This is a genomic window from Streptococcus oralis (genome assembly GCF_023109005.1).
In the GTDB taxonomy this organism is placed as follows: Bacteria; Bacillota; Bacilli; order Lactobacillales; family Streptococcaceae; genus Streptococcus; species Streptococcus oralis_BU.
Genome location: NZ_JALDTU010000002.1, coordinates 239621 through 262469 on the forward strand (window position 1 = coordinate 239621; position 22849 = coordinate 262469).

Sequence of the window (22849 nt, forward strand, 5' to 3'; positions counted from 1 at the left end):
TATTTATCCATTATAACATGAATGCTTTAAAATAGAAAAGACTTGAAATGAAAAAGGTTGAGACAGCTATCTCAACTCTTTTATCTATTCTCAGTTTGACGCAATCTTTCCAGCGTTTCTTTAAAAATCTCTGGAATATCTGCTGTGAATTCCAAGGTCTCACCTGTTCTCGGATGGGTAAAGCCTAGAGTCTTAGCATGGAGAAATTGTCCATGTCCTTTCAGGGTCTTGCGAGGACCATAGACCTCGTCACCTGCGACTGGATGACCGATATAAGCCATGTGAACACGAATTTGATGGGTACGCCCTGTTTCCAGTTGCAACTCTAACAAACTATAGTCTCCAAAGCGTTCCAAGACCTGAAAACGAGTCACAGCTGGCTTCCCTTTAGCAGTTACAGCCTGTTTCTTACGGTCTTTTTCGCTCCGACCAATCGGCGCTTCAATCACACCACGATCATTTGGCAGATTGCCGTGAACAATCGCCCAGTATTTACGTAGAGACTTCTTATCCTTGAGTTCTTGGGCAAGTGCTAAGTGGGCCTCATCATTCTTAGCAATCATGAGGAGACCAGACGTGTCCTTGTCAATACGGTGAACAATTCCCGGTCGGAGAACCCCATTGATACCTGATAGGTCCTTGATATGGTACATGAGGGCATTGACCAAGGTTCCGCTAGTATGACCTGCGCTGGGATGAACCACCATCCCTTGAGGCTTGTTAACGACGGCTACATCCTCATCTTGGTAGATAATTTCGAGTGGAAGGTCCTCAGCCACATACTCTAAAACTTCTGGTTCTGGAACATGGTAAGTTACGACATCCCCCTCTTGGACAGTATATTTTGCTTTCTTGGCTTGGCCATTGACCAAAACTTGCCCAGCCTTGATTTGTTCATTAGCGAGACTGCGTGACAATTCTGTCAGGTTCGACAGAGCCTTGTCTAAGCGCACCCCACCTCTTTCAATTTTTATTTCCATTTACTTCCTCTTTGAGCATTGCAATTAATAAAACGATGACACCAACTGTCAAATAGCTATCAGCCACATTAAAAATCGCAAAGTTAATAAAGTCTAGGTGAAACATATCCACCACAAAACCTTGACTCATTCTGTCGATAAAGTTGCCCAGACCTCCCGCGATTATCAAAGTCAGTCCAAAAACCATCCAGAGAGAATCCTCCATGTGTTTATGTAGATACCAAATGGCTCCCACCATAACGACCAGTGTAATAACAGCAAATAACCACTGCTGATCTTGCAGCATGGAGAAGGCTGCTCCTCTATTTTGCAGATAGGTCAAGCTAACGAGATTGGGGATCCACGAACGCACTTCACCCAGTGGAATCTGTTGGACAACATAATTTTTGACCAACTGATCCAACCCAATCAAAAGCAGTACAATGACTGCTACTATTCCTCTTTTTTTCATGATTTCCTCTTTTGATCAAAATATTCTTGCATAACCTCAACGAAAAGAGTCCCAGCTTGACTAAGCTCCACTTCTTCCCGTTTGACATAGACCATGCGATTATCTAGATTATCCTTGAGACGAATGACTGTGATTCCATTGACACTGTCACTATCTAAAAATCCAGATCCAGTCGCATAGGCATCCGTTCGCTCCAAAATACCATTCAAAGTAGCACGGTCGGTCACATTAAACATCTGGGAGCTCGCGCTGGTGTCGACAAAGTTCTCTGAATAGTAAAGGTACTCATCCTTTTCCTGAGTAAAACGAACCGTTGGTAAATCCGCTAAATCCTCCATGACCAATTCCTCCTTCTGTGCTAAAGGATGCCCTTCACGAAGATAAATATGAGTCTGGAAAGGAATTAGTTCAATAACTTCTAAACCAAGCTTTTCAACCCGTTGCATAATTCCTTTTTGATTTTGATTGTTGAGGTAGATAATCCCAATCTCACTGTGTCCTTGGGCTACTTCGTCTAAGATTTGAACAGTAGTTGATTCAAAAATACGGAAGTTTTTGTAGTCAGGATAACGTTCTGAGAAGGCCGTAATGGTTGGTGGCAAGAAGTCATAGTGCTGACTGGCAATGGAAAATTCATCCTTTTCTTCCTCAGGATTGGCATACTGATTTTGAAAAACATCAAAGCCTTTGACCAATTCTTGCGCTTTCTCATAAAATTCCATACCACAACGGGTCAAAAACGTTCCCGAACTCGTCCGACGGAAAATCTTAAAGCCTAACTCTTTTTCCAAATCGCGCACAGAAATAGATAGACTTGGCTGACTAACATACATCTTTTCAGCAGCTTCACGGAAAGTACCACTATTGGCAATAGCCACAACATAGCGTAATTGTTGAATGTTCATCTTTTACCCCCAACTTCTCTATCTGTTCATTATACCATATTTTAGAAATTTTCCACCTAGGAAAAATAATGCCACTCATAAAATTCATCTACACTAGTAACAAAGAATTATAGGTATCAAAACAAAAAAATAGGCTCTCCGAAAACTCGGAAAGCCTGATTTTATGCTACTTCTAGCTTCCTCGCCTTTTCATTTTAAGGCTCGGGATAAAAAGGTTCACTGGACCTTTTTATTTTGCGATTGGGTAAACAGAAACTTGTTTTTTATCGCGTCCTTTACGTTCAAAGCGTACTACGCCTTCAACTTTAGCGAACAAAGTATCGTCTCCACCACGTCCAACGTTTACACCTGGGTAGATGTGTGTACCGCGTTGACGGTAAAGGATTGATCCACCTGTTACAGTTTGTCCATCAGCTGCTTTAGCTCCAAGACGTTTCGCTTGTGAATCGCGTCCGTTTGATGTAGAACCTCCACCTTTTTTGTGGGCGAAAAGTTGCAAGTTGTTAAGAGTCATTTTTAACATAATGTTTTCCTCCGTGTTAGTTTTCTGTGATAACTCTAGTTTGGACGAACTCAGAAGAGTTCTCCGATAAGTTTGCCATACCTAAGAAAAATGATTCAAAGAATAACTGCGTCATTTCTCTCTGGTGCGAAGGAAGATCCGCTGGTATTTCAACCTTTAGATAGCCACCTTCATCTTCGTTTAATTCTAAGATTGGTTCATAGCCTGCAAATTTCTCAATGGAATTGATAAAGTTAATGGCAAGCGTAGAAACCGATGCACACACGACATCTAAGCCGTATTCGCCACTTTCGGCGTGTCCAGTAATTTCCGCACTCCTCAGCTCGCCATCTTCGGCTCTCTCAAAGACTGCTTGTATCATGTGTTCTCCTTAAAATTAAGCGTTGATCGCGTTGATGACAACTTTTGTATATGGTTGACGGTGACCTTGTTTACGGTGGCTACCTTTTTTAGGTTTGTACTTGTATGTAACAACTTTCTTTTGTTTTCCTTGTTTTTCAACAGTTCCAACTACAGTAGCTCCAGCAACAAGTGGAGTTCCGACAACAGTGTTTTCACCACCAACAAGAACAACTTCGTTAAAAGTAACTTCTTGACCAGCTTCAACGTTCAATTTTTCAACGTAAACTGCTTGACCAACTTCGACTTTAACTTGTTTTCCGCCAGTTTTGATAATTGCGTATGTGCTCATTATGCACCTCCTATGATTTTTAGGGTTTCCCCGTATTTTTGTGAAGACTCGCCTAGCATCGTGGGACGAACCACTTAAAAGAAAGGCTCTAAGTATAACAAAGTTTAAATTTTGTATACGATGAGCAACGATGTTCGTGCGGTTGCACAGGACTGTGCATAGTCAACTCTTCGATTATAGCATATCTTCTTTTTTCTTACAAGTAAAATCAATTAAAATTAAGTTTTTTCTCTCCTTTTTTTCTCCAAGAAGCAAAAAGCATACTGAAGTAAAAGATACTCATCATAAGAGGAACACCTAGAATTGTCTTCTCCTGATAGTAAATCGTCAAATAAGCTGAAAAAACAACTCCGAAGACAAAACTGCTAAGCAAGCTAACAAAAATCAAGCCCTCTCGTAGGAAAGGCGTATGCTTGGTCCGAAAATAATCTCCAAAAGCCAACATGGTTCGTTTGATATTCCCGGTCATAAAAGCATTATTATAGGCAATCCCTGATACTTCTCCAAAAGCAGTTGTCACCAGTCCTATACAGAAGGCTAATGGCGGTACGAGATAGATATTCTCTACAGTTTGCGGCACAAAGCCAATAATTAGGGACAGGACTGCAAGTGGAATTACGGACAAAATTGGCTTTTTAACAATTCTCAATTTTTCCTTATAGACAGTTAATAAAAGGACCCCCATCATAAAAGCTAGCAAGGTCATTACTTTAGCACTGGCATCTGACACATTGTGTTGAATGAGTCCTACTGATAGAAAAACCACATTCCCAGTCTGTCCTGCCACAAGGGTATTTCCTCGCACGATAAAGGTATAAGCATCTACATATCCTGCGCAAAAAGTCAAAAAAAGCGCTAGCCTCTTAGACTGACGTGATATTTTTCTTATTGGTAATAATCTCATTTTCTCCCCCCTTTTCATTTCATCTACCTATCTAAATATTGTACCACTTTCTCCAAGAAATGCGTAGTCCATTTGAAAATTTTTACCATCTGTTGGATAGTCCTTCTTTTCTATGTTATAATGAAGGAAGGATTTAAAATCGGAAAAGGAGTATCTATGCTTAAATTAGGTGTCATCGGAACAGGCGCTATCAGCCATCATTTCATAGAAGCAGCCCATGCTAGTGGAGAATACCAGCTGGTCGCAGTCTATTCTCGAAAGCTAGAAACAGCCGCAACCTTTGCTTCTCGGTATCAGGATATCCAACTCTTTAATCAATTAGAAGACTTCTTTAAGTCTTCCTTTGATGTAGTCTATATCGCCAGTCCAAACTCCTTGCATTTTGTTCAAGCCAAGGCTGCCTTGTCTGCTGGTAAGCACGTCATTCTTGAAAAGCCAGCTGTCACTCAGCCACAAGAATGGCTAGATTTAAGGCAAACAGCTGAGAAAAATCACTGTTTTATCTTTGAGGCAGCTCGTAATTACCACGAGGAAGCTTTTACTACTATCAAAAACTTTTTAGCAGATAAGCAAATTTGGGGAGCTGATTTCAACTATGCCAAGTATTCTTCCAAGATGCCTGACTTATTGGCTGGGCAGACGCCAAATGTCTTTTCAGATCGTTTTGCTGGTGGAGCACTTATGGATTTGGGGATTTATCCTCTCTATGCTGCTATCCGCCTCTTTGGAAAGGCTCAAGACGCGACTTATCAAGCTCAACAGCTTGACAATAGCATTGACCTAAATGGAGACGGTATCCTCTTCTACCCTGACTTTCAAGTTCATATCAAAGCTGGGAAAAACATCACTTCCAATCTTCCTTGTGAGATTTACACAGCAGATGGAACCTTGACCCTCAACACGATTGAGCATATCCGCTCAGCTATTTTTACTAACCACCAAGGAAATCAAGTTCAACTCCCTATCAAACAGGCTCCTCATACAATGACTGAGGAAGTTGCTGCATTTGCACACATGATCCAGCAGCCAGACCAAAAACTTTACCAGACTTGGCTGGATGATGCAAGTTCTATTCATGAGCTATTATACACTATGCGCCAGACTGCTGGCATTAGATTTGAGGCAGAAAAATGAAAACCAAACTACCCACTGAATGGCAGGAATTGAGCGACCAACTCGGTTTCCAAGAATTTACCCCCATTCAAACTCAACTATTTGAGCCCATTCTTGCTGGAGAAAACCTTCTGGGAGTGAGCCCAACAGGAACTGGTAAGACCCTCGCTTATTTACTCCCAAGTCTTCTCAGACTACAAAAGAAAAAAGCCCAACAACTCTTGATCCTAGCACCAAATACAGAACTAGCTGGACAGATTTTTGACGTGTGTAAAACGTGGGCTGAAGCCATTGGTTTAACAGCTCAGCTCTTCTTATCAGGTTCCAGTCAGAAACGTCAGATTGAACGTCTTAAAAAAGGACCAGAAATTCTGATTGGAACACCTGGCCGTATCTTTGAGTTGATTAAATTGAAAAAAATCAAGATGATGAATGTGGAAACCATCATTTTGGATGAATTTGACCAATTGCTCGATGATTCTCAGATTCACTTTGTTGAGAAAATCACCCACTACGCACCTCGTGACCACCAACTCATCTACATGAGTGCGACGACCAAGTTTGACCAAGAAAAGATTGCACCAAACACGCGCACCATTGATCTTTCTGATCAAAAACTGGACAACATCCAGCACTTCTACATGCAGGTAGACCAACGTCACCGAGTGGACATGCTACGAAAGCTGGCTCATGTAGAGGATTTCCGCGGACTAGTTTTCTTTAATAGCCTATCAGATCTTGGAAGTGCAGAAGAAAAACTACAGTATCGGGATATCTTGGCTGTCTCCCTCGCTAGCGATGTCAATGTTAAATTTCGAAAAGTCATCTTAGAAAAGTTTAAAGACAAACAGTTGACCCTGCTCCTTGCAACAGACCTTTTGGCACGTGGGATTGATATCGATAGTCTAGAATGTGTCGTAAACTTTGATGTTCCTAGAGATATGGAAACCTACACTCACCGTGCTGGCCGTACAGGTCGCATGGGCAAAGAGGGCTATGTTATCACTCTGGTAACCCATCCTGAAGAACTTAAAAAACTCAAGAAGTTTACAAGTGTACGTGAAATTGTTCTAAAAAATCAAGAACTCTATATCAAATAAGGTTGGCATTCGCCAACCTTTTTCTTATCCCCAAGTAATTTCTAATTGATAGCTGGCAAAGGGTTGTCCCTCTTGATTTTGCAGTTGATAGGCGAGCTCAATCTTTTGCTCATCCAGTTTGTAGTGATTCGTTTGAATGATAAATTCCTGCATCCCCATTGGTGTGGGAATATAGGCCAAACTATCACTAGCCTTTAGAAAACGCATGATGGTTTTGGGACTCGAGAAACGGGTCATCACCAGTTCTTCTTCATGAAACTTGAGAACCACTTTTTCCTTTTCCTCATTGTAAAAAAGCAGATAGCGATAATCTCCCTTTTCACGCACTTCCACGTCATAGAGTTGGTCAATGACTTCCAACTGCTCATCAAACTGAATCGTATTTCGCATCCGAATCTTCACATCAGGTCCTCTTTCTTGTCTCTTGTCCTACTATTTTACCAAAAACTCTAGCTTTTTGCTATAATGGTCATATGAACGAAAAAGTATTCCGTGACCCAGTTCACAACTACATCCATGTAAACAACCAGGTCATCTATGACTTGATCAATACAAAGGAATTTCAACGTCTACGCCGTATTAAGCAACTAGGAACTTCCAGTTATACCTTCCACGGTGGGGAGCACAGTCGCTTCTCCCATTGTCTTGGAGTGTATGAGATTGCACGACGTATCACGGAGATTTTTGAAGAAAAATATCCTGAAGAATGGGATCCTGCTGAGTCTCTCTTAACCATGACTGCTGCACTCCTTCATGACCTCGGGCATGGTGCCTACTCCCATACTTTTGAACATCTCTTTTATACAGATCATGAAGCTATTACCCAGGAAATCATCCAAAGTCCTGAGACAGAGATTCACCAAGTTCTGCTACAAGTAGCACCCGATTTTCCGGAGAAGGTAGCCAGTGTCATCGATCATACCTACCCTAACAAGCAGGTCGTACAGCTCATTTCCAGTCAGATTGATGCAGACCGCATGGACTATCTCTTGCGCGACTCCTATTATACAGGAGCATCTTATGGGGAATTTGACCTGACTCGCATTCTCCGAGTCATTCGTCCTGTCGAAAATGGCATCGCCTTTCAGCGCAATGGTATGCACGCCATCGAAGACTATGTCCTCAGTCGCTATCAGATGTATATGCAGGTTTATTTCCACCCAGCAACTCGGGCTATGGAAGTTCTCCTACAGAATCTTCTCAAGCGCGCCAAAGAACTCTATCCTGAGGACAAGGACTTCTTTTCACGAACTTCTCCTCATTTGCTACCTTTTTTTGAAAAAAAAGTTACTCTATCTGACTATCTGGCTCTGGATGATGGCGTGATGAATACCTACTTCCAGCTCTGGATGACCAGTCCTGACAAGATTCTCGCTGACTTGTCGCAACGCTTTGTCAACCGCAAGGTCTTTAAATCCATTACCTTTTCCCAAGAAGACCAAGACCAACTCGCAATCATGAGACAACTGGTTGAAGAAATCGGTTTTGATCCAGACTACTACACTGCTATTCATAAGAACTTTGACCTCCCTTATGATATCTATCGTCCCGAATCTGAAAATCCACGGACTCAGATTGAAATTTTACAAAAAAATGGGGAGCTGGCAGAACTCTCTAGCCTGTCTCCTATCGTCCAATCCCTTGCTGGCAGTCGCCACGGAGATAATCGTTTCTATTTCCCAAAAGAAATGTTAGATCAAAACAGCATCTTCGCAAGCATTACCCAGCAATTTTTACACTTGATTGAGAACGATCATTTTACCCCAAATAAGAACGAATAGAGGAAATTTATGAGTATTAAACTAATCGCCGTCGATATCGATGGTACCCTAGTTAACAGTAAAAAGGAGATCACTCCGGAAGTCTTTTCTGCTATCCAAGATGCCAAACAAGCTGGTGTCAAAGTCGTCATTGCAACGGGTCGTCCTATCGCAGGTGTTGCCAAACTTCTGGACGACTTGCAGTTGAGAGATGAGGGAGACTATGTTGTAACCTTCAACGGTGCCCTTGTCCAAGAGACTGCTACTGGCCATGAGATTATCAGCGAATCCCTGACTTATGAGGATTATCTCGATATGGAATTTCTCAGTCGCAAGCTCGGTGTTCACATGCACGCTATTACCAAGGACGGTATCTATACTGCCAATCGCAATATCGGAAAATACACAGTGCACGAATCAACCCTCGTCAGCATGCCCATTTTCTACCGTACTCCCGAAGAAATGGCTGACAAGGAAATCGTCAAGTGTATGTTTATCGATGAACCAGAAATCCTCGATGCTGCGATTGAAAAGATTCCAGCCGAATTTTACGAGCGCTACTCTATTAACAAATCAGCTCCCTTTTACCTCGAACTCCTTAAAAAGAATGTAGACAAGGGTTCAGCCATCACTCACCTAGCTGAAAAACTCGGATTGACCACAGATGAAACCATGGCGATTGGTGACGAGGAAAATGATCGTGCCATGCTGGAAGTCGTTGGTAATCCTGTTGTCATGGAAAATGGAAATCCAGAACTCAAAAAAATCGCCAAATACATCACTAAAACAAATGATGAATCCGGCGTTGCTCATGCTATTCGTACGTGGGTATTGTAAAGTATGATAAAATATGAAAACCGCTCAGCTGAGCGGTTTTTATCTATTTCATCTTAGAATTAGCAATAGTTTCAAAAAATAAATCAGTTTTCTTTGATAACTCGATTGAGTGATCTGTCCATCCCACCAGATTATCATCAAATGATTCTATCGCAAATAAAAGTAGATTTCTTGCAAGTTCTTGAGTAATTAAATCTTTTGGTGTCACAATATTGTTATTTTTTCTATCACAATAAATTGCTTTTTCTCTTAAATCTTTTAATTCACCAGAATAAATAAATTTAAAAATCTTCTCCAAATTTTCATTAGAAATTGAATTTTTAATCCTTTCGCCAATACAAATAGTGTGACTCGCACCTACAATTTGTTTAGACTTATGATCTCTTAATTTATCTTTTCTCATATAGGAATCTGAACCTTTAATAAATATTCCCATTTGAATTTTTCCAACCTCTTCCAACACACTAATAGCTAAAAAAGATGAGGAGGTATATGAATCATTTATATATAAAACATATGAATCCGAAATCAACTGAACAACATGATCTAAACATTTATTCAATTGTTCAGTTGAAGAAATATAAAAATTGCTAGATCCGTTTAAGATAGATTCTATCTTATCAAAATAACAATCTTTATCAACCATTATTACTCCAAATTTTATAATCCATGATATTTTGTTAAAGTACTTCTAGCAGTTGCTTATCGATTCTACATCGACACTTTATATAATTCTTGTAATTTAGGGGCGGATTTGGGGCGAAACACCTCAAACCCCTAGTAAAATCAATAATTTATATGCCCCCTGCATACAAACTTGCGTTAAAATAAGTTAAAGTAAATAACAAAGAAACGATTAAATCAAGATATTATCACACGCTAGTTAGTATTGAAAATTGAGAAGTTGACCAAAAGTTGACCAATAACTATATTGCGCATTAAAAATCTTCTTACTCGAAAAAGTAAGAAGATTTTTATTATCTATCAACTAACAAAACTGTTGTTTATCTAACTATCGTAATTTAAAATTTATAGTTCTCAAAATCCCAGCCTTTAGTTTTCTTCTGATTGTTGACTCTCATCAGAATTTGACTTATGATTATCAATTTCTTTCTTTACTTCAGAAACCGCTGTTTTAGCAACAGTCGTAGCTACATTTGCTGCTGTTTTCCCAACTGTTACTCCTTTTTGAGCTATATTCATTAAATCTTCTTTCTTTATATTTATTCCACCTTCTTTAAAAAGTAAAATACATACAAATATATTTGCTACAGCGCTAAGATAATAAATTATTCCTCCAAAACCTAACGCTCCCGTTCTTCCTAATAATTCACTTGTGATTGCTAAATGTACAGCGATAGTATAAATATTTAACAATATGATAATTACAAATCTGATTCTACTAAAGATTATCGATTTAATATTGACTAAAGATAATATTAAAGTAATTGAAAATGCTCCATACCATGCAATAAACAAAATCAGTGGAGAACGAGCATGTAAATAGCTAGCAACCTCTCGGTTAATCGGAGCAAGTGACATATCTCGACCAGTGACAACCGGTAGTAAAAAAGTAATAAGCCCTAAAATTGTTGTACCAATTAAAATATTTTTATATTTCATAATAATTCCTTCTTCTTATTGATTTTTAAGTCTTCTATTTTTGATTAATATCAATTCATCATCACTGCTACCATCAGAAAGTCTTAAAATGTCACCTTCCTTCTTAAAAGTCATTTCTGTAGTCAAGTCCCTATCCGGGTCTTTTAATGTGAAAGTTTTTGTAGCTGAATTAATCTTTTCAATTTTTCCCTCATGTTTTTCATCACCTTCAATCATTACCAGATTGCCTTCGTTACCATGTATTGACACTACTATAGTAATTCCATCTTTTTCGGCAGAATAACTTCCGTCCAAGTCATTCTTGATTAAAAAGCTACCAGCAAATATCACAGATATTATTGCTATCCCTACTACTATTATCTGCTTTAATTTTGAAAGTTCTTTAAACCAATTAACAACTTTCATAATAAATTCTTTTATCTCATTCATTTTAACCTCTTTTTAATATGTAATTATCTTTAATTTTTACCTAATTTATCCACTAATTAATTCTTTTTTCTGCTTCCTACTGCACAAATAACAGATAGAATCGTTACACCAAGTATAGCTAACCAACTGTCATGTTCACCTGTGTCCGGTAATGTTTTCGCACGCTCAACTCTCGAATAAGTCGGCTTACTTGATGCTTGTTGCTGACTTGTGTACGCTTGACCCTTTACGATAACATTCCATGTGTTGTCAATAGTAACATTTTTATCACTTGCGTAAGTCTGCTTCGATTTATCATTGCTTGTTTTTGGATGTTCAACACTAATTTGTTTTGTATCACGTACAACAACTTTTCCGTCAACAATTTCAACATCTTTACCTGATGCAATAGCTTGTTTTAGTGCTTTAATATCAATTTCAGGACGCTCTTCAGAAATAGGGGTGTCTTTAGGAACAGCAACAATTGTTCCATCTGATAATTTTGTAACGTTGTTGTGTTTTGATTTTTCTTCTAAATCTTGAAGCTTATCAAACGTATCTTGAAGCTTAGCTAGTTTTGCTTGCTCCTCAACAAGTTTTGTAGTAATAGCACTAACTTTATTCTTTGCATTTTCTGCTTTTTCTTTAACTTCAAGAAGTTTTGCTTCTTTTTCTTTCAGCTCTGCTTTTGTTTGTGCAAGCCTTTCTGAACTGTCAACATAACCTTTTAATTCTTCAGCAAGAGCTTTAGATTCTGTAACCAAACGGTCTTTTTCTTCAACCAATTTGGCTTTTAGAGCTTGAAGATTTTCAAGTTTGCTTTGTTGTTTAGCAAGTTCAGTTTTAGCATCAGTAAGAGCTTGAACTTTTTGTTCTTTAACTAATTGAGCTGATTCAAGAGCTGATTTAGCATCATCAAGAGCTTGTTTCTTAGAAGCAAGGTCAGCTGAGAAGTTATCAACTGCTTTTTGAGCTTCAGCTTGACGTTTTTGTGCACTTTCAAGAGCAAGTTTTGCAAGACGCAAGTTGTTTTCTGCAACTTGTGTTTGAATTGGTGTAGCAGTAGCGTCAGCCAATGTCTTTTCAGCTGAAGTCTTAAGTTCTAATGCACTAGCATAATCAGCAGATGCTTGTTTAAGAGCATCATTTGCTTTTTCTGAAGCAGTTTGAGCTGTATCTTTTTCAGCTTTAGCAACGTCATAAGCTTTTTGAATAGCTTCAGCATCTTTTGGATTTACAAGGTTTGTACCTTTATTACTGAAAGCAATTACTAACCAGTAATAACCATTGATGTTTGCAACATCAAGACCAACTTTTGATGAGAAGTCAAGGTTGGCTTTCAAGTGTCCCCATTTTGATGGGGCATCACCAAATGAAGTATGAAGTAGAGAGTCAACAACGGCTTTCTTCAAGTCATACATTGATGTGAAGTATTCTTTTGGACCTAAGCCTGCAAGGTTTTCAACACCTAGACCAATGTGACCGTGAGTCACTGGACTTTGACCACGTTCTTTGTAAGCTTGAGCTCTTTCAGTAGCAAGTGAAATAGCTTCTTTTGTTGTACCTGTGCTTTCTTTTGATGCAACTGAGTATTTTCCGTTATCTTTTAATTGTTCACGGATTTCCTTCAATCCTTGAATGTACAAATGAGAAATTTCTTCTTTTTGTGCATCTGTCAAGTTATCAAGGTCAACAGGTTCGTTTTTAGAACTTTCTGAGATTAAAGATTCTGATTTTGAATTTTCCCAGATGGTAGCACCAGTGCTAGTCATCAATTCATCGTTACCTGAAGCAATAGCTTTTTTGAATTGAGTCAAATCTGGAATTTTGACAATATCAATGCTATCTAGAGCTTTAGTAGCTTTATCAAATTTATCTTTAGCTTGAGAAAGTTTTGATGTAGCATCATTAGCTTTTGTAGTAGCTGAAGCAAGTTTTCCTTTAGCGTCATTAACTACAGTTGTTTTAGCGTTAACAGCTGTTTGAGCGTTATCAATAGCTTCTTGACGTTTTTCGTCAGCTTTCTTAGCATCAGTCAATGCTGTGTTTGCAAGAGTAACATTCTTTTCAGCACCCTTAGTTTCAGCTTTAGCTTCTTCAAGCTTATCTTCAGCTTGAGCAAGTCCAGTTCCTGAAATTGCATCTTTAGCAGATTGAACTTGAGCTTCTTTAGCAGAAACATTAGCGTTAGCATCTTTAAGTTCTTGTTCAGCGTTAGACACGTCTGTTTTAGCTTTATTTACAACTTCAGTTTGAGTTGCAATTTTTGCATCAGTATTAGCTGTTTCTGTTTCGTTTGCTTTTTGGTCAGCAAGGTTAGCTTTCTGGTCAGCTTTATTAGCTTCAATATTTTCAGGCGTAGCTTTAGAAGCAACTTCTTCAGCGTGTTTAACAGCTTCAGTAGCTTCAGTAACTTCTGATTGAGCGTTAGACACTTGCTTGTCAGCTTCATTAGCTTTATCTTGTGCATCAGTAAGTTGTTCTTTAGTTTTTTCTACAACTTTTTTTTGAGCATCAAGAGCTGGTTTTACGTCTGATGACTTCTTGAGTTCTTCTTTTATTCCCTCTCCTAAATTGATTTCCGGTTCATTTACAGCACTAGTATTCTCTTTAGCGAATGCCGGAGTTCCAATTGTCGCAAGCGTGATTGCTGTACCAGTCAGAATAATTTTTAGTTTGTTATTATTCATAAGTTCTCCATTTTTATGTAATCCAACCTTAAAAAGTTGTTTTTTCTCAAGTATACCACACAAAAACAACTTTGTAAAGTTGTGTGCAACCTTTTAAGAAGTTAATATTTCATACGAAAAACTGTAGTATAAAGATATGAGGTAAACTATGAAACAATCATTAAGAATCTATATTGCAAAGCGAATTCGTCTTTTGAGGCTGAAAAAAGGTTTAACACAAGAGCAAGTTGAAGAGAGAGCTGAACTAGGCACAAATTATGTTTATAAACTTGAGCATTTAGAAACTAATATCAAAATCAACACACTTGAAAAAGTGATGGATGCTCTTGATTGCGATATCGCTACATTCTTTGATATAACCACTAAAGATGAAAATCCTGAAATAGCAGAATTAATAACTGAGTTAAAAAATCTACCAGATATTAAACAAAACGAGATTCTTTCCGCTTTTCACATCATATTAAAACAAATGAAATAAACCACAAATTCTTGTGGTTTATTTTTTATTCATTAAATTAACATTCCAACTATTTATATTATCACTTAAAACAACTTCTCCTTCTATTTGTTCCTGATAATGAATCATAGACTTTATAAATGTATCTATTGATTTCGAAAAATCGAATTGTGGATGAAACTTAGAATTCTCTCCAGGTAATGAATCAAACGTCATTTCTGTAACTAATGATAAATTTTGTAAAATTAAATCAAAAAAATCTTCCCCTCTATCAAATAGAGCTCCTTTTGAAACCATATCTAAAAGTTCAGTCTCAAAAAAATTATTAATTTTTTTATCTAATTTAGTAGTAAACAAATCACTAAAATAATTAGAATGTCGCTCAAAAAAATCTTCCTTATAATGTTTGTATAAAATTTGCATAGCTAATAAACTATTCTCATTATCCTTATCAATCTTGAAATTTGGAAATAATAAGCTAATTCCATCACCATATTTATTTTCCCATTCCCTGATAGCCAAATCATACGCATACGGAACATAGTAACTCAAAGATTTTTCTATTAACCTTGTTTCTTTCTTTAAAAGGTAATCCATACCTGTAAAAAATAACATCCCAAAGTAAGATTCACGTTCCATTTTATTTCCCCAAATTAAAGTATATGAATCTGTAAACTTCATATTTTTAACAATTTCAAAAGCAAAAGCCGGTGTCAAAAGATACGGATTTTTTTTATATCTTTTATTATTGACAATATTACTAACAACATTTGGGTCACTTAACAAAATATCAATATTTTGTAACTTTTTATCTTTTTTTCTATATTTCACACGTTGACTAATCATTCTATAAATTTCTTCATCAATTTTCATATAGTTCCTCTTTTCTTTAGTTTGTAATATTAGTATAACATAATCTTGGGTAGTTTTTCAAATTTTTTTATATGACAAAATAGCCAATTCAAACCCAATATTTAAAATTATAATAGATTCATGATAGTCGATAGCTATCAAAAATAATTAAACAAAGGAGGCCTATTATGGCATTTTTTAAAAAAACTAACGGCTACAGTGCTAGCATCGCGGAACAAGCTCTTTCAAATGAGATAGTTAAGTTAGCAGGGAAACAACTAGAAATTCAATTCGAATTTGAGAAAGCTGGGGAATTTGTCAATGGTAAAGAAAAGATGAAACGTACTGATAAAATTCAAGCCTATCAAGTCTATGTTGCAACTGACAATCACAATCCTTTTAAGGTCAAGTTTTTACCAGAAAATAAGCCAAATTTATCAAAATTCGAAATCGGAGATATCGTTGAGTTTGAAAATTTAGAAGCATTTGAAAATCAATATGGACAGCTGTATTTTAGGGCAAAAGGTATTCAGAAGAAAGGAAAGTAAAAAATGGCTTTTTTAATGAATAAAAGCCAAGCTCAAGCTACATCAGCAGAAGTTGCTGATGTAGTTGAGTTTGGCAAAAATAAGCACAAATTGGAACAATTCATTTTAAGAAATTTGAATAATGCTCTCAATATTAATGATGAATCTTCATATCTCAATTCATTTGATATCAAGGTCCTAAGCAATGATACTGGATTCTTATTTATTCCAAATTTACCTGTGTCATACCCTATTGATACTAAATTATACTTTGAGTTATATTCAATTTGTTGTGGTATTTTATATCCTTTCAAAACTTTGTTAGCTCAAAATAACGCATATTTTGTATCATATGATACAACAAATGAAAATCAAGCACGAGCTTTCTTCTTCCCCTGGCTCGATGGAGTACCAAAAAGATTAGAGATTAGCAACATAAATAATTTTATAAATGATTATATCACAGAACAATGTGTCCCAATCATGGCTAATGGTAAATACGGAATTAATCTCAATATGAAAAACGTAGTTCATTTAGCCATATCTGGTGCATCAGGAACAGGGAAATCACATTTTGTGCGCTATCTTATACTATGTTTAAAAAAATTAACTAATGAAATTGTTTGTGTGGACCCTAAGCTTTCTGATATTTATCAGTTAGGAAAAAAATTGGAGTTAGAAGTATACGCTCCAACTCATGGTGCAAATCTAAATAGTTTTATAACACAAATAAATGAATTATTAGGTCGTATTATAGACAAGATATATGAACGGCAAGAAATATTATTAAAACAAGCAGATGCAAATTTTGAACGTATCTACATTGTTATTGATGAGCTATTGGCATTAGTGCAAGGTAGTTCAAAACAAGCAAGAGAAACTTTTTCTCAATTGTTAGGAACTATTGCTCTTTTGGGCAGACAGACAAATGTAAGTCTTATCTTATTAAGTCAAAGATTTGATGCAACCGCTTTTGGTGGTAATACAGCTGTACGTGAACAAATCAATTGCATTTGTATATTAGGTGAAGTAAATGCAAATACTTGCCAATTTTTGATACCAAATACGAATGTTGATAATATTGTAGTCCCATCAGGCATTGGTACAGGAATTATCAAGTATACAGATAGCGAACATAGGACACAAATTATGCCACTCTTGACCCCAAATTATATGATTAGAAAGGAATAAATTTTATGAAACATTATTTCAATAAATACAATATTCTCAATTTCATCATGTTCATTTTATTGATTTTCTTTATTTTAGAACGTATATCTACTTTCTTAATTTTTCAAATTCATCTAGAGACTATCTTTTATTTTTTAGTTTATATTATAAGCTTGCGTTTTATTTTACTGCTAGATTTTTGCATTTTTATCTATATGATTTTAATTGATTTAATTTTTCGTATTGTAGAATCTGATTCTTTCAAAAATAGCATAAAATCATATATCGCAACATGGAAAATAAGACGATTTTGTAGACAGGTAAATGTAGAGCCGAGCTTTGAAGAATCCTCTCGCTACAGCAATACAAAGCAAGAAATTATCAGAAAAGCGAATCGTTCACTATTAACATTAACTGTTGTTTACTATGAACATAGAGCTGTTGCAAAATGGACTTTACCATCCAATTGTGAAAGTTATAATATTATGGAAGAATTGTTGGCACAGGCAAAAAGAGAACTTAATCAGCTAGACAATAGATATTTATTTAATGATTTCATTAGATTAGAAAATAGTAGGACATTCAGCTCAACAGCTGTTAGAAAAAAATAAAGGTGCGGTGTACTGCTACTGAAGGTAAGCAAGTACACCAGCACCATAATTTTTCAACAATTCACGTCTAATGAGTAAAAATTTCATCTTGTGATGTGTCAATTTGCGATGATATTTTTAGATGTGGATGCACAATTTTCTCCGTCTGTGCATCCACAGCAAAATCAAATCAACCCTACATAAAATCAACACAAACTATTCATTTTGTGTCAAAAACAGAAAGGATTTTTATGAAAATTAATCAAAATGATAGAAAACGAAAATTTTTTGGTCAAATTTCATTCGAATATGAACATAATGCAAATTCAAAATTAACTGAAAAAGATTTTCGTGAATCAGTTATTCAACGGATTAAAGACTATTGTAAAAATGAAGAAGATAGGTATCATATTATTTTTCACGATAAAGATTTAAAAGATGACGGAAGTTCAAAACCACTACATGCACATTTTTATATTGATTTTAAGCATGCTCATACTTACACATCAGTATTAAAGGCTCTATCAATTTCAAGAGAACAAAATTTAGAATTTGTTCGTAGTTCGATAAAAGCATGCCGATATCTTACACATCGCAACGAACGTAACATGGAAGAACACAAATTTCCGTACGAGGTGGCAGAAGTTATTTCATCAGAAAATGCAAACTATATCGATGATATCATGGGAAAGATCAAAAATCACAGCAAAGAAAAAGCTGACAATGGTCTAGAAATAGACGATTATTGTTTAGAGTTAAGTTATCAAATCTCAGAGGAAGGACTACTTATAATGGAAGCAAAACAACAATTATTTGAGCAATTCACTCAACGTATAGCACAAAAAGCGTGGAATTCAAATAAAAGACAGTTCGAGGAAAACAGACAAGAATTTATTCAGAAGGAGTTTATTCGAATGAGCAAAGGGGAACGGAATCATACAGGTATTTATATTCAAGCTGAAGGGGGAACAGGAAAATCATATCTAGCACGTTTACTTGCAGAAGAACATGATAGGTTAGGAGCACATACCCCATCAATAAATAAAAAAAGATTTGATTTAGGTTCAGGTTATAAAGGAGAAAAAACAATTGTAATCAATGAATTAGATTCAAGTTGTGGCATGACTTTTCGAGAGTTATTTCAGATACTAGAACCAGACTCAGCGACACAGTTAAGTTCACCTTTTAAAGATGCGTACATCATCAATGATTTAACAATTATCACAAATTCAGATAGTTATTGGGATTGGTGTGATTCGTGGTTTGGAAAGAAAAATAAAGAATATCATCAGCTAATGCGAAGAATTAGATTTGTAATCAAAATGGTTCACGATGAAAAGAATAAGGTTATCAAAATTGAATTATGGAATTACACAGCAACACGTGATTTAAAAGAAAAAGCGAAACAAGCATTTAAAAAAATAGATACGTATACACTAAAAAGTGTAGAAAATGAAGAAGAATTTCGAAAAATTGCTTCAGATATATTAGAAAGAATCAATAAAGAAAAAAGTATTGACAGCAAAAGAAAAGTTATCACTACAGACTCAACCGACGAAAGCGAGTGTAGTGATAACTAAAATTAGTGGAAATAATCAAAGCTATTTCTGCTTCTATTTTATCATAGAAAGAGAAAAATTTATATGACAAATAAGATTTTAATCAAAATAGACAATTTAGAAGTAAATCTTCCTCAAACACACATTATAGTAGAGAAAGATGAATATCTTAACTTAAAAAACAAGGCTTCACAAGGGCAATATATGAGCTTATCTGAGGTTTTAGAGATGGTTTCCGTCTCTCGCCCTTGGCTACTTGAACATGTTCTTTATCAGCCTGCTATTCGCTCAAAAATCGATATTGATAAAAACAAAGATGGGTTTGTGAAATATCCAGACAGTCAGGGTGGACGGTACTACTTTTTAGCTAGCAAAACGAAAAAATTTTTTGAAGAAAATTTTGCAGAAATTTTTAGTTTATGATACGATAATCAAGATAATATCTTGATTATCGTCTTTTAGAAAGAGGTAATCATGTCAGTTTCATACAGAAAACGAGGGAAAAAAAATTTATGGGATTATAGGATTTTTGATAAAGATAAAAAGGTAGTTGCTTCTAATTCTGGATTTAAAACAAAACGAGAAGCTGAAATTGAAGCTTTAGCTCTTGAATTAAAATTAATTAATGGAGTTATTATAGATAAAAATATTACGTTTTATTCACTTTGGGAAAAATGGTTAGAATTAACAGTAAAACCACTAAACAAAAGCGATATCACATTTTATAAGCATATTTTACGAGGAAGATTCATTAAAGATTATTTTAAAGATAAACCAGCGCTCGAAATCAAAGCAAGTGAATATCAAGCATTTATTAATAAGTATGCTGAAACAAATTGTCGCGACAATGTTAGTAGAATGAATGCGGAAGTTAGAAATGTGATTGGTTTTGCAAAAAGAGATAAGTTAAATATAGAAGATTTCACTGAGGGTATAATTATTTCAGGGCGTCTATCTAAAAAACGGAGAGATGAAAAATATATTCACAGCTTTAATGATTATCAAAAATTAATAACATATCTAGAAAAAAATCTTGACTTAACAACTACTATTGTTCCGTACTTACTACTTATTCAATTAAAAACTGGAATGAGGACAGGTGAAGTTGCAGGTCTTACATGGGATTGTATCTTTTGGAAAACTTCAGAAATCAAAACTTACAGAAGATACGATACAGCTAGGCAACGTTGGACAAAAGCTAAAACAGAAGATTCAATTCGTACAATTCCTATCGATGATGACACGCTATCAGTTCTCAAAAAATTAAAACAAGAGCAAAGGGTATTCATTGAAAATGGAACAATTTCAAATAAAGAAAATATGATATTTGTTGATTTGAATTATAATATTGTGACAAATGCAGGAATTAATAAGCATCTAAAACAAATTTTAAAAACATTGAAAATTCACCCTGAAAGTATGACAAGTACAGGTTTGAGACATACTTACTGTTCAACAATGTTAGCTAAAGGAATTGATATTTGGGCAGTATCAAAATTGATGGGACATAAAGATATAAAACAAATAACTGAAACTTACGGACATTTAATAAAAGAAAAAGCTGATATTGAAAATAATAAAGTTCGTGCAGTATTAACTAGTTTAAATAAAAAGGATATTAGTTGACCAAATATTGACCAAAAAATAAAAAAACGTTGTTAATTCAACGTTTCTATAGTATATTATATGCCCCCTGCAGGAATCGAACCTGCAACTACTCCTTAGGAGGGAGTTGTTATATCCATTGAACTAAGGGAGCTAGATAAAAACTCTGCTGAATAAGCAGAGTTTTTTAGTCGAATTAACGACGGATTTCTTTGATACGAGCTGCTTTACCTTGAAGAGCACGCAAGTAGTACAATTTCGCACGACGTACTTTACCGTAACGAACAACTTCGATTTTTTCAACACGTGGAGTGTGAATTGGGAAGATACGCTCAACACCTACACCATTAGAGATTTTACGAACTGTGTAGTTTTCTGAGATGCCTGCACCTTTACGTGCGATAACAACACCTTCAAAGATCTGAACACGTTCACGGTTACCTTCGACAACTTTCGCGTGTACACGAACAGTGTCACCAGGACGGAATGATGGGATATCTGTACGAAGTTGACCTTCAGTCAAGCTTTGGATTAATGGATTCATTTTATTCTCCTATCTTTGTCAATCTTGAGGAACCTTCCTCAGCGGATAAACTGTATTTTTGTGCGTCCATTACACACAAGATACAGTTTACCAAATTTCCACCTAAAAGTAAAGAAATTTATAGCAGAATTCCTAAAAAAATCGCTAGAAAACCGCCTAGGTAAGTTAAGAGAAAATAGCTATAAAATACCTTCTTGTCACTTAACAGTCTTTGTAGCTCGTCATTCAAGGTTGAAAAGGTCGTCAACCCACCACAAAAACCTGTCGCTAGGATAGCATAGACTTCCTTGGACTCCACATGATTGTAGAGTAGGCCAATCAAAAAACAACCGAGAAGATTGGCTATGAGAGTTCCTAGGGGCAATTTAGAAGCTTGATTATAGCGAGACAAGAAATACCGCACTAGGGCTCCGAAGCCGCAGGCGATTGCAAGATAAACGATTACCATTTCTTCCTCCCTAGAACGTAAGCCAAGAGCAGACCTCCACCAATGCTCAAAAATAAGTAGATGCCTAAACTAAGATAACGCCCGGTATCAAGCAGTTTTACTGCATCAAGCATTAGACTAGAAAAGGTTGTTAAACCTCCGCAAAAACCCGTCCCCAGCGCCAAAACCAAGCCTTTACTACTTCCCTTATAAACTAGATAACCTTTCACCAGATAGACTAAGCAGAAAATACCCAGATAGTTGACAAGGAGGGTACCCCAAGGAAAGTCGGGACTGGCTGGCAACTGACTAGATACAAAATAGCGGACAAGGCCACCTGACATAGCAGCTAGAAAAATCCCTAGCGGATAGAATTGTTCTTTTTTCATTTGATGTTTTGATCCTGATAATCACGCGAACGTTTGAGAATGTCTGAAAAAGTCGCAACAATAGTCTCCTGATAGCGCTTATCCTCTACACGACTCCTTACCTTTTCAAAAATGACTTCTTCTCGCTTACTATCTAAAATAGGTTTTCCTGAGGCTTTCTTATAGGCAACCACTCCCTCAACCAAATGCATCCGTTCTTCTAGGAGCTTGACAATTTGGTCGTCGATTTGATCAATTTCTTGCCGAATAATATCTAAATTCATACAGTCTCCTCCCTTATTTGAATTATTGTATCAAAAAGCCTCTAAATAGGCTAGTAAAATCCAAAAAAAAAACTAAATCATAACCCCCTGCTACTGTACTGACCCCAAAAAGTTGGACAAATAGTTATTGAAAGGATTTAGTTCTGTATTGCACCGGACTAGGTCCTTTTCTACCATTTATCAAGTATATCAAGGTATTTGATGAAAAATAGTTTGATTTCCATAGTCAAACTAAGGAAATTGTCTTTTTTAAACTAAAGTTTAGTGTAAAAAGTGTACACAAAACCAACACCTTATCTAGTGATTTTTTATAAGGTGTTACAATAATATAGCATAAACAATTTTACCGATTCTCATAGAAGTCTGTGATATGACAAGGATTGGTGTGGCCAGCTGAGGCTATGTTATGAATGCACTTAAAGAGAATCTTTCTGGCATAGGGATTCCCACGTTTGGTGATGTGTTCCTTGGCTAGAAAGTC

Annotated in this window: 28 protein-coding genes, 1 tRNA gene, 2 pseudogenes and 1 other annotated feature; of the genes and pseudogenes, 12 read left to right on the plus strand and 19 right to left on the minus strand. The window is 36.2% G+C overall.

Features of this window, described 5'->3' with window-relative positions; translation table 11 throughout:
• Positions 1–80 precede the first annotated feature (80 nt).
• From M1F56_RS03770 to M1F56_RS03780, 3 genes are read right to left on the minus strand one after another with little or no spacing between them, the layout of a single operon-like run.
• Positions 81–980 (minus strand): RluA family pseudouridine synthase, encoded by a 900-nt coding sequence (locus tag M1F56_RS03770; protein ID WP_247916904.1) that lies wholly within the window; start codon positions 978–980, stop codon positions 81–83.
• Positions 964–1431, minus strand: a complete 468-nt coding sequence (lspA, locus tag M1F56_RS03775) for a signal peptidase II (protein ID WP_213988426.1) — start codon at positions 1429–1431, stop codon at positions 964–966. The genes M1F56_RS03770 and lspA overlap by 17 nt, the downstream gene beginning before the upstream one ends.
• Positions 1428–2336, minus strand: coding sequence for a LysR family transcriptional regulator (locus tag M1F56_RS03780; RefSeq protein ID WP_247916905.1), 909 nt, complete (start codon positions 2334–2336; stop codon positions 1428–1430). The genes lspA and M1F56_RS03780 overlap by 4 nt, the downstream gene beginning before the upstream one ends.
• On the opposite strand from M1F56_RS03780, the pseudogene M1F56_RS03785 reads away from it, so the two are divergent.
• Positions 2329–2400 (plus strand): annotated as a pseudogene (locus M1F56_RS03785) (AraC family transcriptional regulator); the annotation flags it as partial. The gene M1F56_RS03780 and the pseudogene M1F56_RS03785 sit on opposite strands and share 8 nt — an antisense overlap.
• Before the next feature lie 165 nt (positions 2401–2565).
• On the opposite strand, the gene rpmA reads toward M1F56_RS03785, so the two are convergent.
• The 4 genes from rpmA to M1F56_RS03805 all read right to left on the minus strand — a co-directional run bounded on the left by rpmA (position 2566) and on the right by M1F56_RS03805 (position 4454).
• Positions 2566–2859 (minus strand): 50S ribosomal protein L27, encoded by a 294-nt coding sequence (rpmA, locus tag M1F56_RS03790; RefSeq protein WP_000916509.1) that lies wholly within the window; start codon positions 2857–2859, stop codon positions 2566–2568.
• A 16-nt stretch (positions 2860–2875) separates the two neighbouring features.
• Positions 2876–3220, minus strand: a complete 345-nt coding sequence (locus M1F56_RS03795) for a ribosomal-processing cysteine protease Prp (RefSeq protein ID WP_000613697.1) — start codon at positions 3218–3220, stop codon at positions 2876–2878.
• Between the two features lie 15 nt (positions 3221–3235).
• On the minus strand, positions 3236–3550 hold the full coding sequence (rplU, locus tag M1F56_RS03800; RefSeq protein WP_000109141.1) for a 50S ribosomal protein L21: 315 nt from the start codon (positions 3548–3550) through the stop codon (positions 3236–3238).
• A 34-nt stretch (positions 3551–3584) separates the two neighbouring features.
• Positions 3585–3704 (minus strand) — a sequence feature (ribosomal protein L21 leader region).
• Positions 3705–3758: 54 nt separating this feature from the next.
• On the minus strand, positions 3759–4454 hold the full coding sequence (locus tag M1F56_RS03805; RefSeq protein ID WP_247916906.1) for a YoaK family protein: 696 nt from the start codon (positions 4452–4454) through the stop codon (positions 3759–3761).
• 156 nt (positions 4455–4610) lie between these two features.
• Between M1F56_RS03805 and M1F56_RS03810 the strand changes: the two genes are divergently transcribed.
• Together M1F56_RS03810 and M1F56_RS03815 are read left to right on the plus strand one after the other, a co-directional pair.
• Positions 4611–5588: a Gfo/Idh/MocA family protein gene (locus tag M1F56_RS03810; RefSeq protein ID WP_247916907.1), complete on the plus strand. Its 978-nt coding sequence runs from the start codon at positions 4611–4613 to the stop codon at positions 5586–5588.
• Complete coding sequence (locus M1F56_RS03815; protein WP_247916908.1) at positions 5585–6667, plus strand: DEAD/DEAH box helicase; 1083 nt, start codon at positions 5585–5587, stop codon at positions 6665–6667. Before M1F56_RS03810 ends, M1F56_RS03815 begins: the two co-directional genes overlap by 4 nt.
• Positions 6668–6691: 24 nt before the next feature.
• Here the strand turns inward: M1F56_RS03815 and M1F56_RS03820 are convergent, their stop codons facing one another.
• On the minus strand, positions 6692–7069 hold the full coding sequence (locus M1F56_RS03820) for a DUF1934 domain-containing protein (protein ID WP_247916909.1): 378 nt from the start codon (positions 7067–7069) through the stop codon (positions 6692–6694).
• Between the two features lie 71 nt (positions 7070–7140).
• Between M1F56_RS03820 and M1F56_RS03825 the strand changes: the two genes are divergently transcribed.
• Together M1F56_RS03825 and yidA are read left to right on the plus strand one after the other, a co-directional pair.
• Positions 7141–8448 carry an HD domain-containing protein gene (locus tag M1F56_RS03825; protein WP_247916910.1) on the plus strand — a complete coding sequence of 436 codons (1308 nt, stop codon included), beginning with the start codon at positions 7141–7143 and terminating at the stop codon, positions 8446–8448.
• A gap of 9 nt (positions 8449–8457) precedes the next feature.
• A complete protein-coding gene (gene yidA / locus M1F56_RS03830; protein ID WP_247916911.1) occupies positions 8458–9264 on the plus strand; it encodes a sugar-phosphatase in 807 nt (268 codons plus the stop codon).
• A gap of 43 nt (positions 9265–9307) precedes the next feature.
• Here the strand turns inward: yidA and M1F56_RS03835 are convergent, their stop codons facing one another.
• The 4 genes from M1F56_RS03835 to M1F56_RS03850 form a co-directional block, all read right to left on the minus strand.
• Entirely contained in the window at positions 9308–9910 is a 603-nt protein-coding gene (locus M1F56_RS03835; protein ID WP_061588093.1) for an AbiV family abortive infection protein, read from the minus strand.
• Positions 9911–10317: 407 nt separating this feature from the next.
• Positions 10318–10887: a hypothetical protein gene (locus M1F56_RS03840; protein ID WP_247916912.1), complete on the minus strand. Its 570-nt coding sequence runs from the start codon at positions 10885–10887 to the stop codon at positions 10318–10320.
• 15 nt (positions 10888–10902) lie between these two features.
• On the minus strand, positions 10903–11316 hold the full coding sequence (locus tag M1F56_RS03845; protein ID WP_247916913.1) for a hypothetical protein: 414 nt from the start codon (positions 11314–11316) through the stop codon (positions 10903–10905).
• A gap of 56 nt (positions 11317–11372) precedes the next feature.
• Complete coding sequence (locus M1F56_RS03850; protein ID WP_247916914.1) at positions 11373–13985, minus strand: SEC10/PgrA surface exclusion domain-containing protein; 2613 nt, start codon at positions 13983–13985, stop codon at positions 11373–11375.
• Positions 13986–14133: 148 nt separating this feature from the next.
• Here M1F56_RS03850 and M1F56_RS03855 point away from each other — a divergent pair, with 148 nt between their 5' ends.
• Positions 14134–14463, plus strand: a complete 330-nt coding sequence (locus M1F56_RS03855) for a helix-turn-helix domain-containing protein (protein ID WP_247916915.1) — start codon at positions 14134–14136, stop codon at positions 14461–14463.
• 18 nt (positions 14464–14481) lie between these two features.
• Here the strand turns inward: M1F56_RS03855 and M1F56_RS03860 are convergent, their stop codons facing one another.
• Positions 14482–15315 (minus strand): hypothetical protein, encoded by an 834-nt coding sequence (locus M1F56_RS03860; RefSeq protein WP_247916916.1) that lies wholly within the window; start codon positions 15313–15315, stop codon positions 14482–14484.
• 167 nt (positions 15316–15482) lie between these two features.
• On the opposite strand from M1F56_RS03860, the gene M1F56_RS03865 reads away from it, so the two are divergent.
• The 6 genes from M1F56_RS03865 to M1F56_RS03890 all read left to right on the plus strand — a co-directional run bounded on the left by M1F56_RS03865 (position 15483) and on the right by M1F56_RS03890 (position 20766).
• Entirely contained in the window at positions 15483–15842 is a 360-nt protein-coding gene (locus M1F56_RS03865; protein WP_247916917.1) for a hypothetical protein, read from the plus strand.
• A gap of 3 nt (positions 15843–15845) precedes the next feature.
• The gene (locus M1F56_RS03870) at positions 15846–17012 is read left to right on the plus strand and encodes a cell division protein FtsK (protein WP_247916918.1); all 1167 of its coding nucleotides are present in this window, start codon (positions 15846–15848) and stop codon (positions 17010–17012) included.
• A gap of 194 nt (positions 17013–17206) precedes the next feature.
• A complete protein-coding gene (locus M1F56_RS03875) occupies positions 17207–17602 on the plus strand; it encodes a hypothetical protein (protein WP_247916919.1) in 396 nt (131 codons plus the stop codon).
• A gap of 230 nt (positions 17603–17832) precedes the next feature.
• Positions 17833–19161, plus strand: coding sequence for a Rep family protein (locus tag M1F56_RS03880; RefSeq protein WP_247916920.1), 1329 nt, complete (start codon positions 17833–17835; stop codon positions 19159–19161).
• Positions 19162–19224: 63 nt separating this feature from the next.
• Positions 19225–19563: a DUF771 domain-containing protein gene (locus M1F56_RS03885; RefSeq protein ID WP_247916921.1), complete on the plus strand. Its 339-nt coding sequence runs from the start codon at positions 19225–19227 to the stop codon at positions 19561–19563.
• A gap of 51 nt (positions 19564–19614) precedes the next feature.
• Positions 19615–20766 (plus strand): tyrosine-type recombinase/integrase, encoded by a 1152-nt coding sequence (locus M1F56_RS03890; RefSeq protein ID WP_247916922.1) that lies wholly within the window; start codon positions 19615–19617, stop codon positions 20764–20766.
• Between the two features lie 61 nt (positions 20767–20827).
• On the opposite strand, the gene M1F56_RS03895 is transcribed toward M1F56_RS03890, so the two are convergent.
• The 6 genes and pseudogenes from M1F56_RS03895 to M1F56_RS03920 form a co-directional block, all read right to left on the minus strand.
• Positions 20828–20899: transfer RNA gene (locus M1F56_RS03895), tRNA-Arg, on the minus strand.
• A gap of 42 nt (positions 20900–20941) precedes the next feature.
• Positions 20942–21289: a 50S ribosomal protein L19 gene (gene rplS / locus M1F56_RS03900; RefSeq protein ID WP_001068670.1), complete on the minus strand. Its 348-nt coding sequence runs from the start codon at positions 21287–21289 to the stop codon at positions 20942–20944.
• A gap of 118 nt (positions 21290–21407) precedes the next feature.
• Entirely contained in the window at positions 21408–21737 is a 330-nt protein-coding gene (gene crcB / locus M1F56_RS03905) for a fluoride efflux transporter CrcB (RefSeq protein ID WP_247916923.1), read from the minus strand.
• The gene (crcB, locus tag M1F56_RS03910; RefSeq protein WP_247916924.1) at positions 21731–22105 is read right to left on the minus strand and encodes a fluoride efflux transporter CrcB; all 375 of its coding nucleotides are present in this window, start codon (positions 22103–22105) and stop codon (positions 21731–21733) included. Before crcB (M1F56_RS03910) ends, crcB (M1F56_RS03905) begins: the two co-directional genes overlap by 7 nt.
• On the minus strand, positions 22102–22368 hold the full coding sequence (locus tag M1F56_RS03915; RefSeq protein ID WP_001046955.1) for a chorismate mutase: 267 nt from the start codon (positions 22366–22368) through the stop codon (positions 22102–22104). The genes crcB (M1F56_RS03910) and M1F56_RS03915 overlap by 4 nt, the downstream gene beginning before the upstream one ends.
• A gap of 346 nt (positions 22369–22714) precedes the next feature.
• A pseudogene (locus M1F56_RS03920) lies at positions 22715–22849 on the minus strand (IS110 family transposase); the annotation flags it as partial.

What these genes read in the sequence shown, in the direction of transcription:
- M1F56_RS03875 (WP_247916919.1), top strand. Translation starts at nt 17,207, where the DNA reads ATGATTTTAATTGATTTAATTTTTCGTATTGTAGAATCTGATTCTTTC.
- M1F56_RS03855 (WP_247916915.1), top strand. Translation starts at nt 14,134, where the DNA reads ATGAAACAATCATTAAGAATCTATATTGCAAAGCGAATTCGTCTTTTG.
- M1F56_RS03885 (WP_247916921.1), top strand. Translation starts at nt 19,225, where the DNA reads ATGACAAATAAGATTTTAATCAAAATAGACAATTTAGAAGTAAATCTT.
- lspA (WP_213988426.1), bottom strand. Translation starts at nt 1,431, where the DNA reads ATGAAAAAAAGAGGAATAGTAGCAGTCATTGTACTGCTTTTGATTGGG.
- rpmA (WP_000916509.1), bottom strand. Translation starts at nt 2,859, where the DNA reads ATGTTAAAAATGACTCTTAACAACTTGCAACTTTTCGCCCACAAAAAA.
- M1F56_RS03840 (WP_247916912.1), bottom strand. Translation starts at nt 10,887, where the DNA reads ATGAAATATAAAAATATTTTAATTGGTACAACAATTTTAGGGCTTATT.
- crcB (WP_247916924.1), bottom strand. Translation starts at nt 22,105, where the DNA reads ATGAAAAAAGAACAATTCTATCCGCTAGGGATTTTTCTAGCTGCTATG.
- M1F56_RS03805 (WP_247916906.1), bottom strand. Translation starts at nt 4,454, where the DNA reads ATGAGATTATTACCAATAAGAAAAATATCACGTCAGTCTAAGAGGCTA.
- M1F56_RS03825 (WP_247916910.1), top strand. Translation starts at nt 7,141, where the DNA reads ATGAACGAAAAAGTATTCCGTGACCCAGTTCACAACTACATCCATGTA.
- M1F56_RS03850 (WP_247916914.1), bottom strand. Translation starts at nt 13,985, where the DNA reads ATGAATAATAACAAACTAAAAATTATTCTGACTGGTACAGCAATCACG.
- M1F56_RS03870 (WP_247916918.1), top strand. Translation starts at nt 15,846, where the DNA reads ATGGCTTTTTTAATGAATAAAAGCCAAGCTCAAGCTACATCAGCAGAA.
- M1F56_RS03865 (WP_247916917.1), top strand. Translation starts at nt 15,483, where the DNA reads ATGGCATTTTTTAAAAAAACTAACGGCTACAGTGCTAGCATCGCGGAA.
- M1F56_RS03890 (WP_247916922.1), top strand. Translation starts at nt 19,615, where the DNA reads ATGTCAGTTTCATACAGAAAACGAGGGAAAAAAAATTTATGGGATTAT.
- M1F56_RS03810 (WP_247916907.1), top strand. Translation starts at nt 4,611, where the DNA reads ATGCTTAAATTAGGTGTCATCGGAACAGGCGCTATCAGCCATCATTTC.
- M1F56_RS03880 (WP_247916920.1), top strand. Translation starts at nt 17,833, where the DNA reads ATGAAAATTAATCAAAATGATAGAAAACGAAAATTTTTTGGTCAAATT.
- rplS (WP_001068670.1), bottom strand. Translation starts at nt 21,289, where the DNA reads ATGAATCCATTAATCCAAAGCTTGACTGAAGGTCAACTTCGTACAGAT.
- crcB (WP_247916923.1), bottom strand. Translation starts at nt 21,737, where the DNA reads ATGGTAATCGTTTATCTTGCAATCGCCTGCGGCTTCGGAGCCCTAGTG.
- M1F56_RS03845 (WP_247916913.1), bottom strand. Translation starts at nt 11,316, where the DNA reads ATGAATGAGATAAAAGAATTTATTATGAAAGTTGTTAATTGGTTTAAA.
- rplU (WP_000109141.1), bottom strand. Translation starts at nt 3,550, where the DNA reads ATGAGCACATACGCAATTATCAAAACTGGCGGAAAACAAGTTAAAGTC.
- M1F56_RS03860 (WP_247916916.1), bottom strand. Translation starts at nt 15,315, where the DNA reads ATGAAAATTGATGAAGAAATTTATAGAATGATTAGTCAACGTGTGAAA.
- M1F56_RS03815 (WP_247916908.1), top strand. Translation starts at nt 5,585, where the DNA reads ATGAAAACCAAACTACCCACTGAATGGCAGGAATTGAGCGACCAACTC.
- M1F56_RS03780 (WP_247916905.1), bottom strand. Translation starts at nt 2,336, where the DNA reads ATGAACATTCAACAATTACGCTATGTTGTGGCTATTGCCAATAGTGGT.
- M1F56_RS03915 (WP_001046955.1), bottom strand. Translation starts at nt 22,368, where the DNA reads ATGAATTTAGATATTATTCGGCAAGAAATTGATCAAATCGACGACCAA.
- yidA (WP_247916911.1), top strand. Translation starts at nt 8,458, where the DNA reads ATGAGTATTAAACTAATCGCCGTCGATATCGATGGTACCCTAGTTAAC.
- M1F56_RS03835 (WP_061588093.1), bottom strand. Translation starts at nt 9,910, where the DNA reads ATGGTTGATAAAGATTGTTATTTTGATAAGATAGAATCTATCTTAAAC.
- M1F56_RS03795 (WP_000613697.1), bottom strand. Translation starts at nt 3,220, where the DNA reads ATGATACAAGCAGTCTTTGAGAGAGCCGAAGATGGCGAGCTGAGGAGT.
- M1F56_RS03770 (WP_247916904.1), bottom strand. Translation starts at nt 980, where the DNA reads ATGGAAATAAAAATTGAAAGAGGTGGGGTGCGCTTAGACAAGGCTCTG.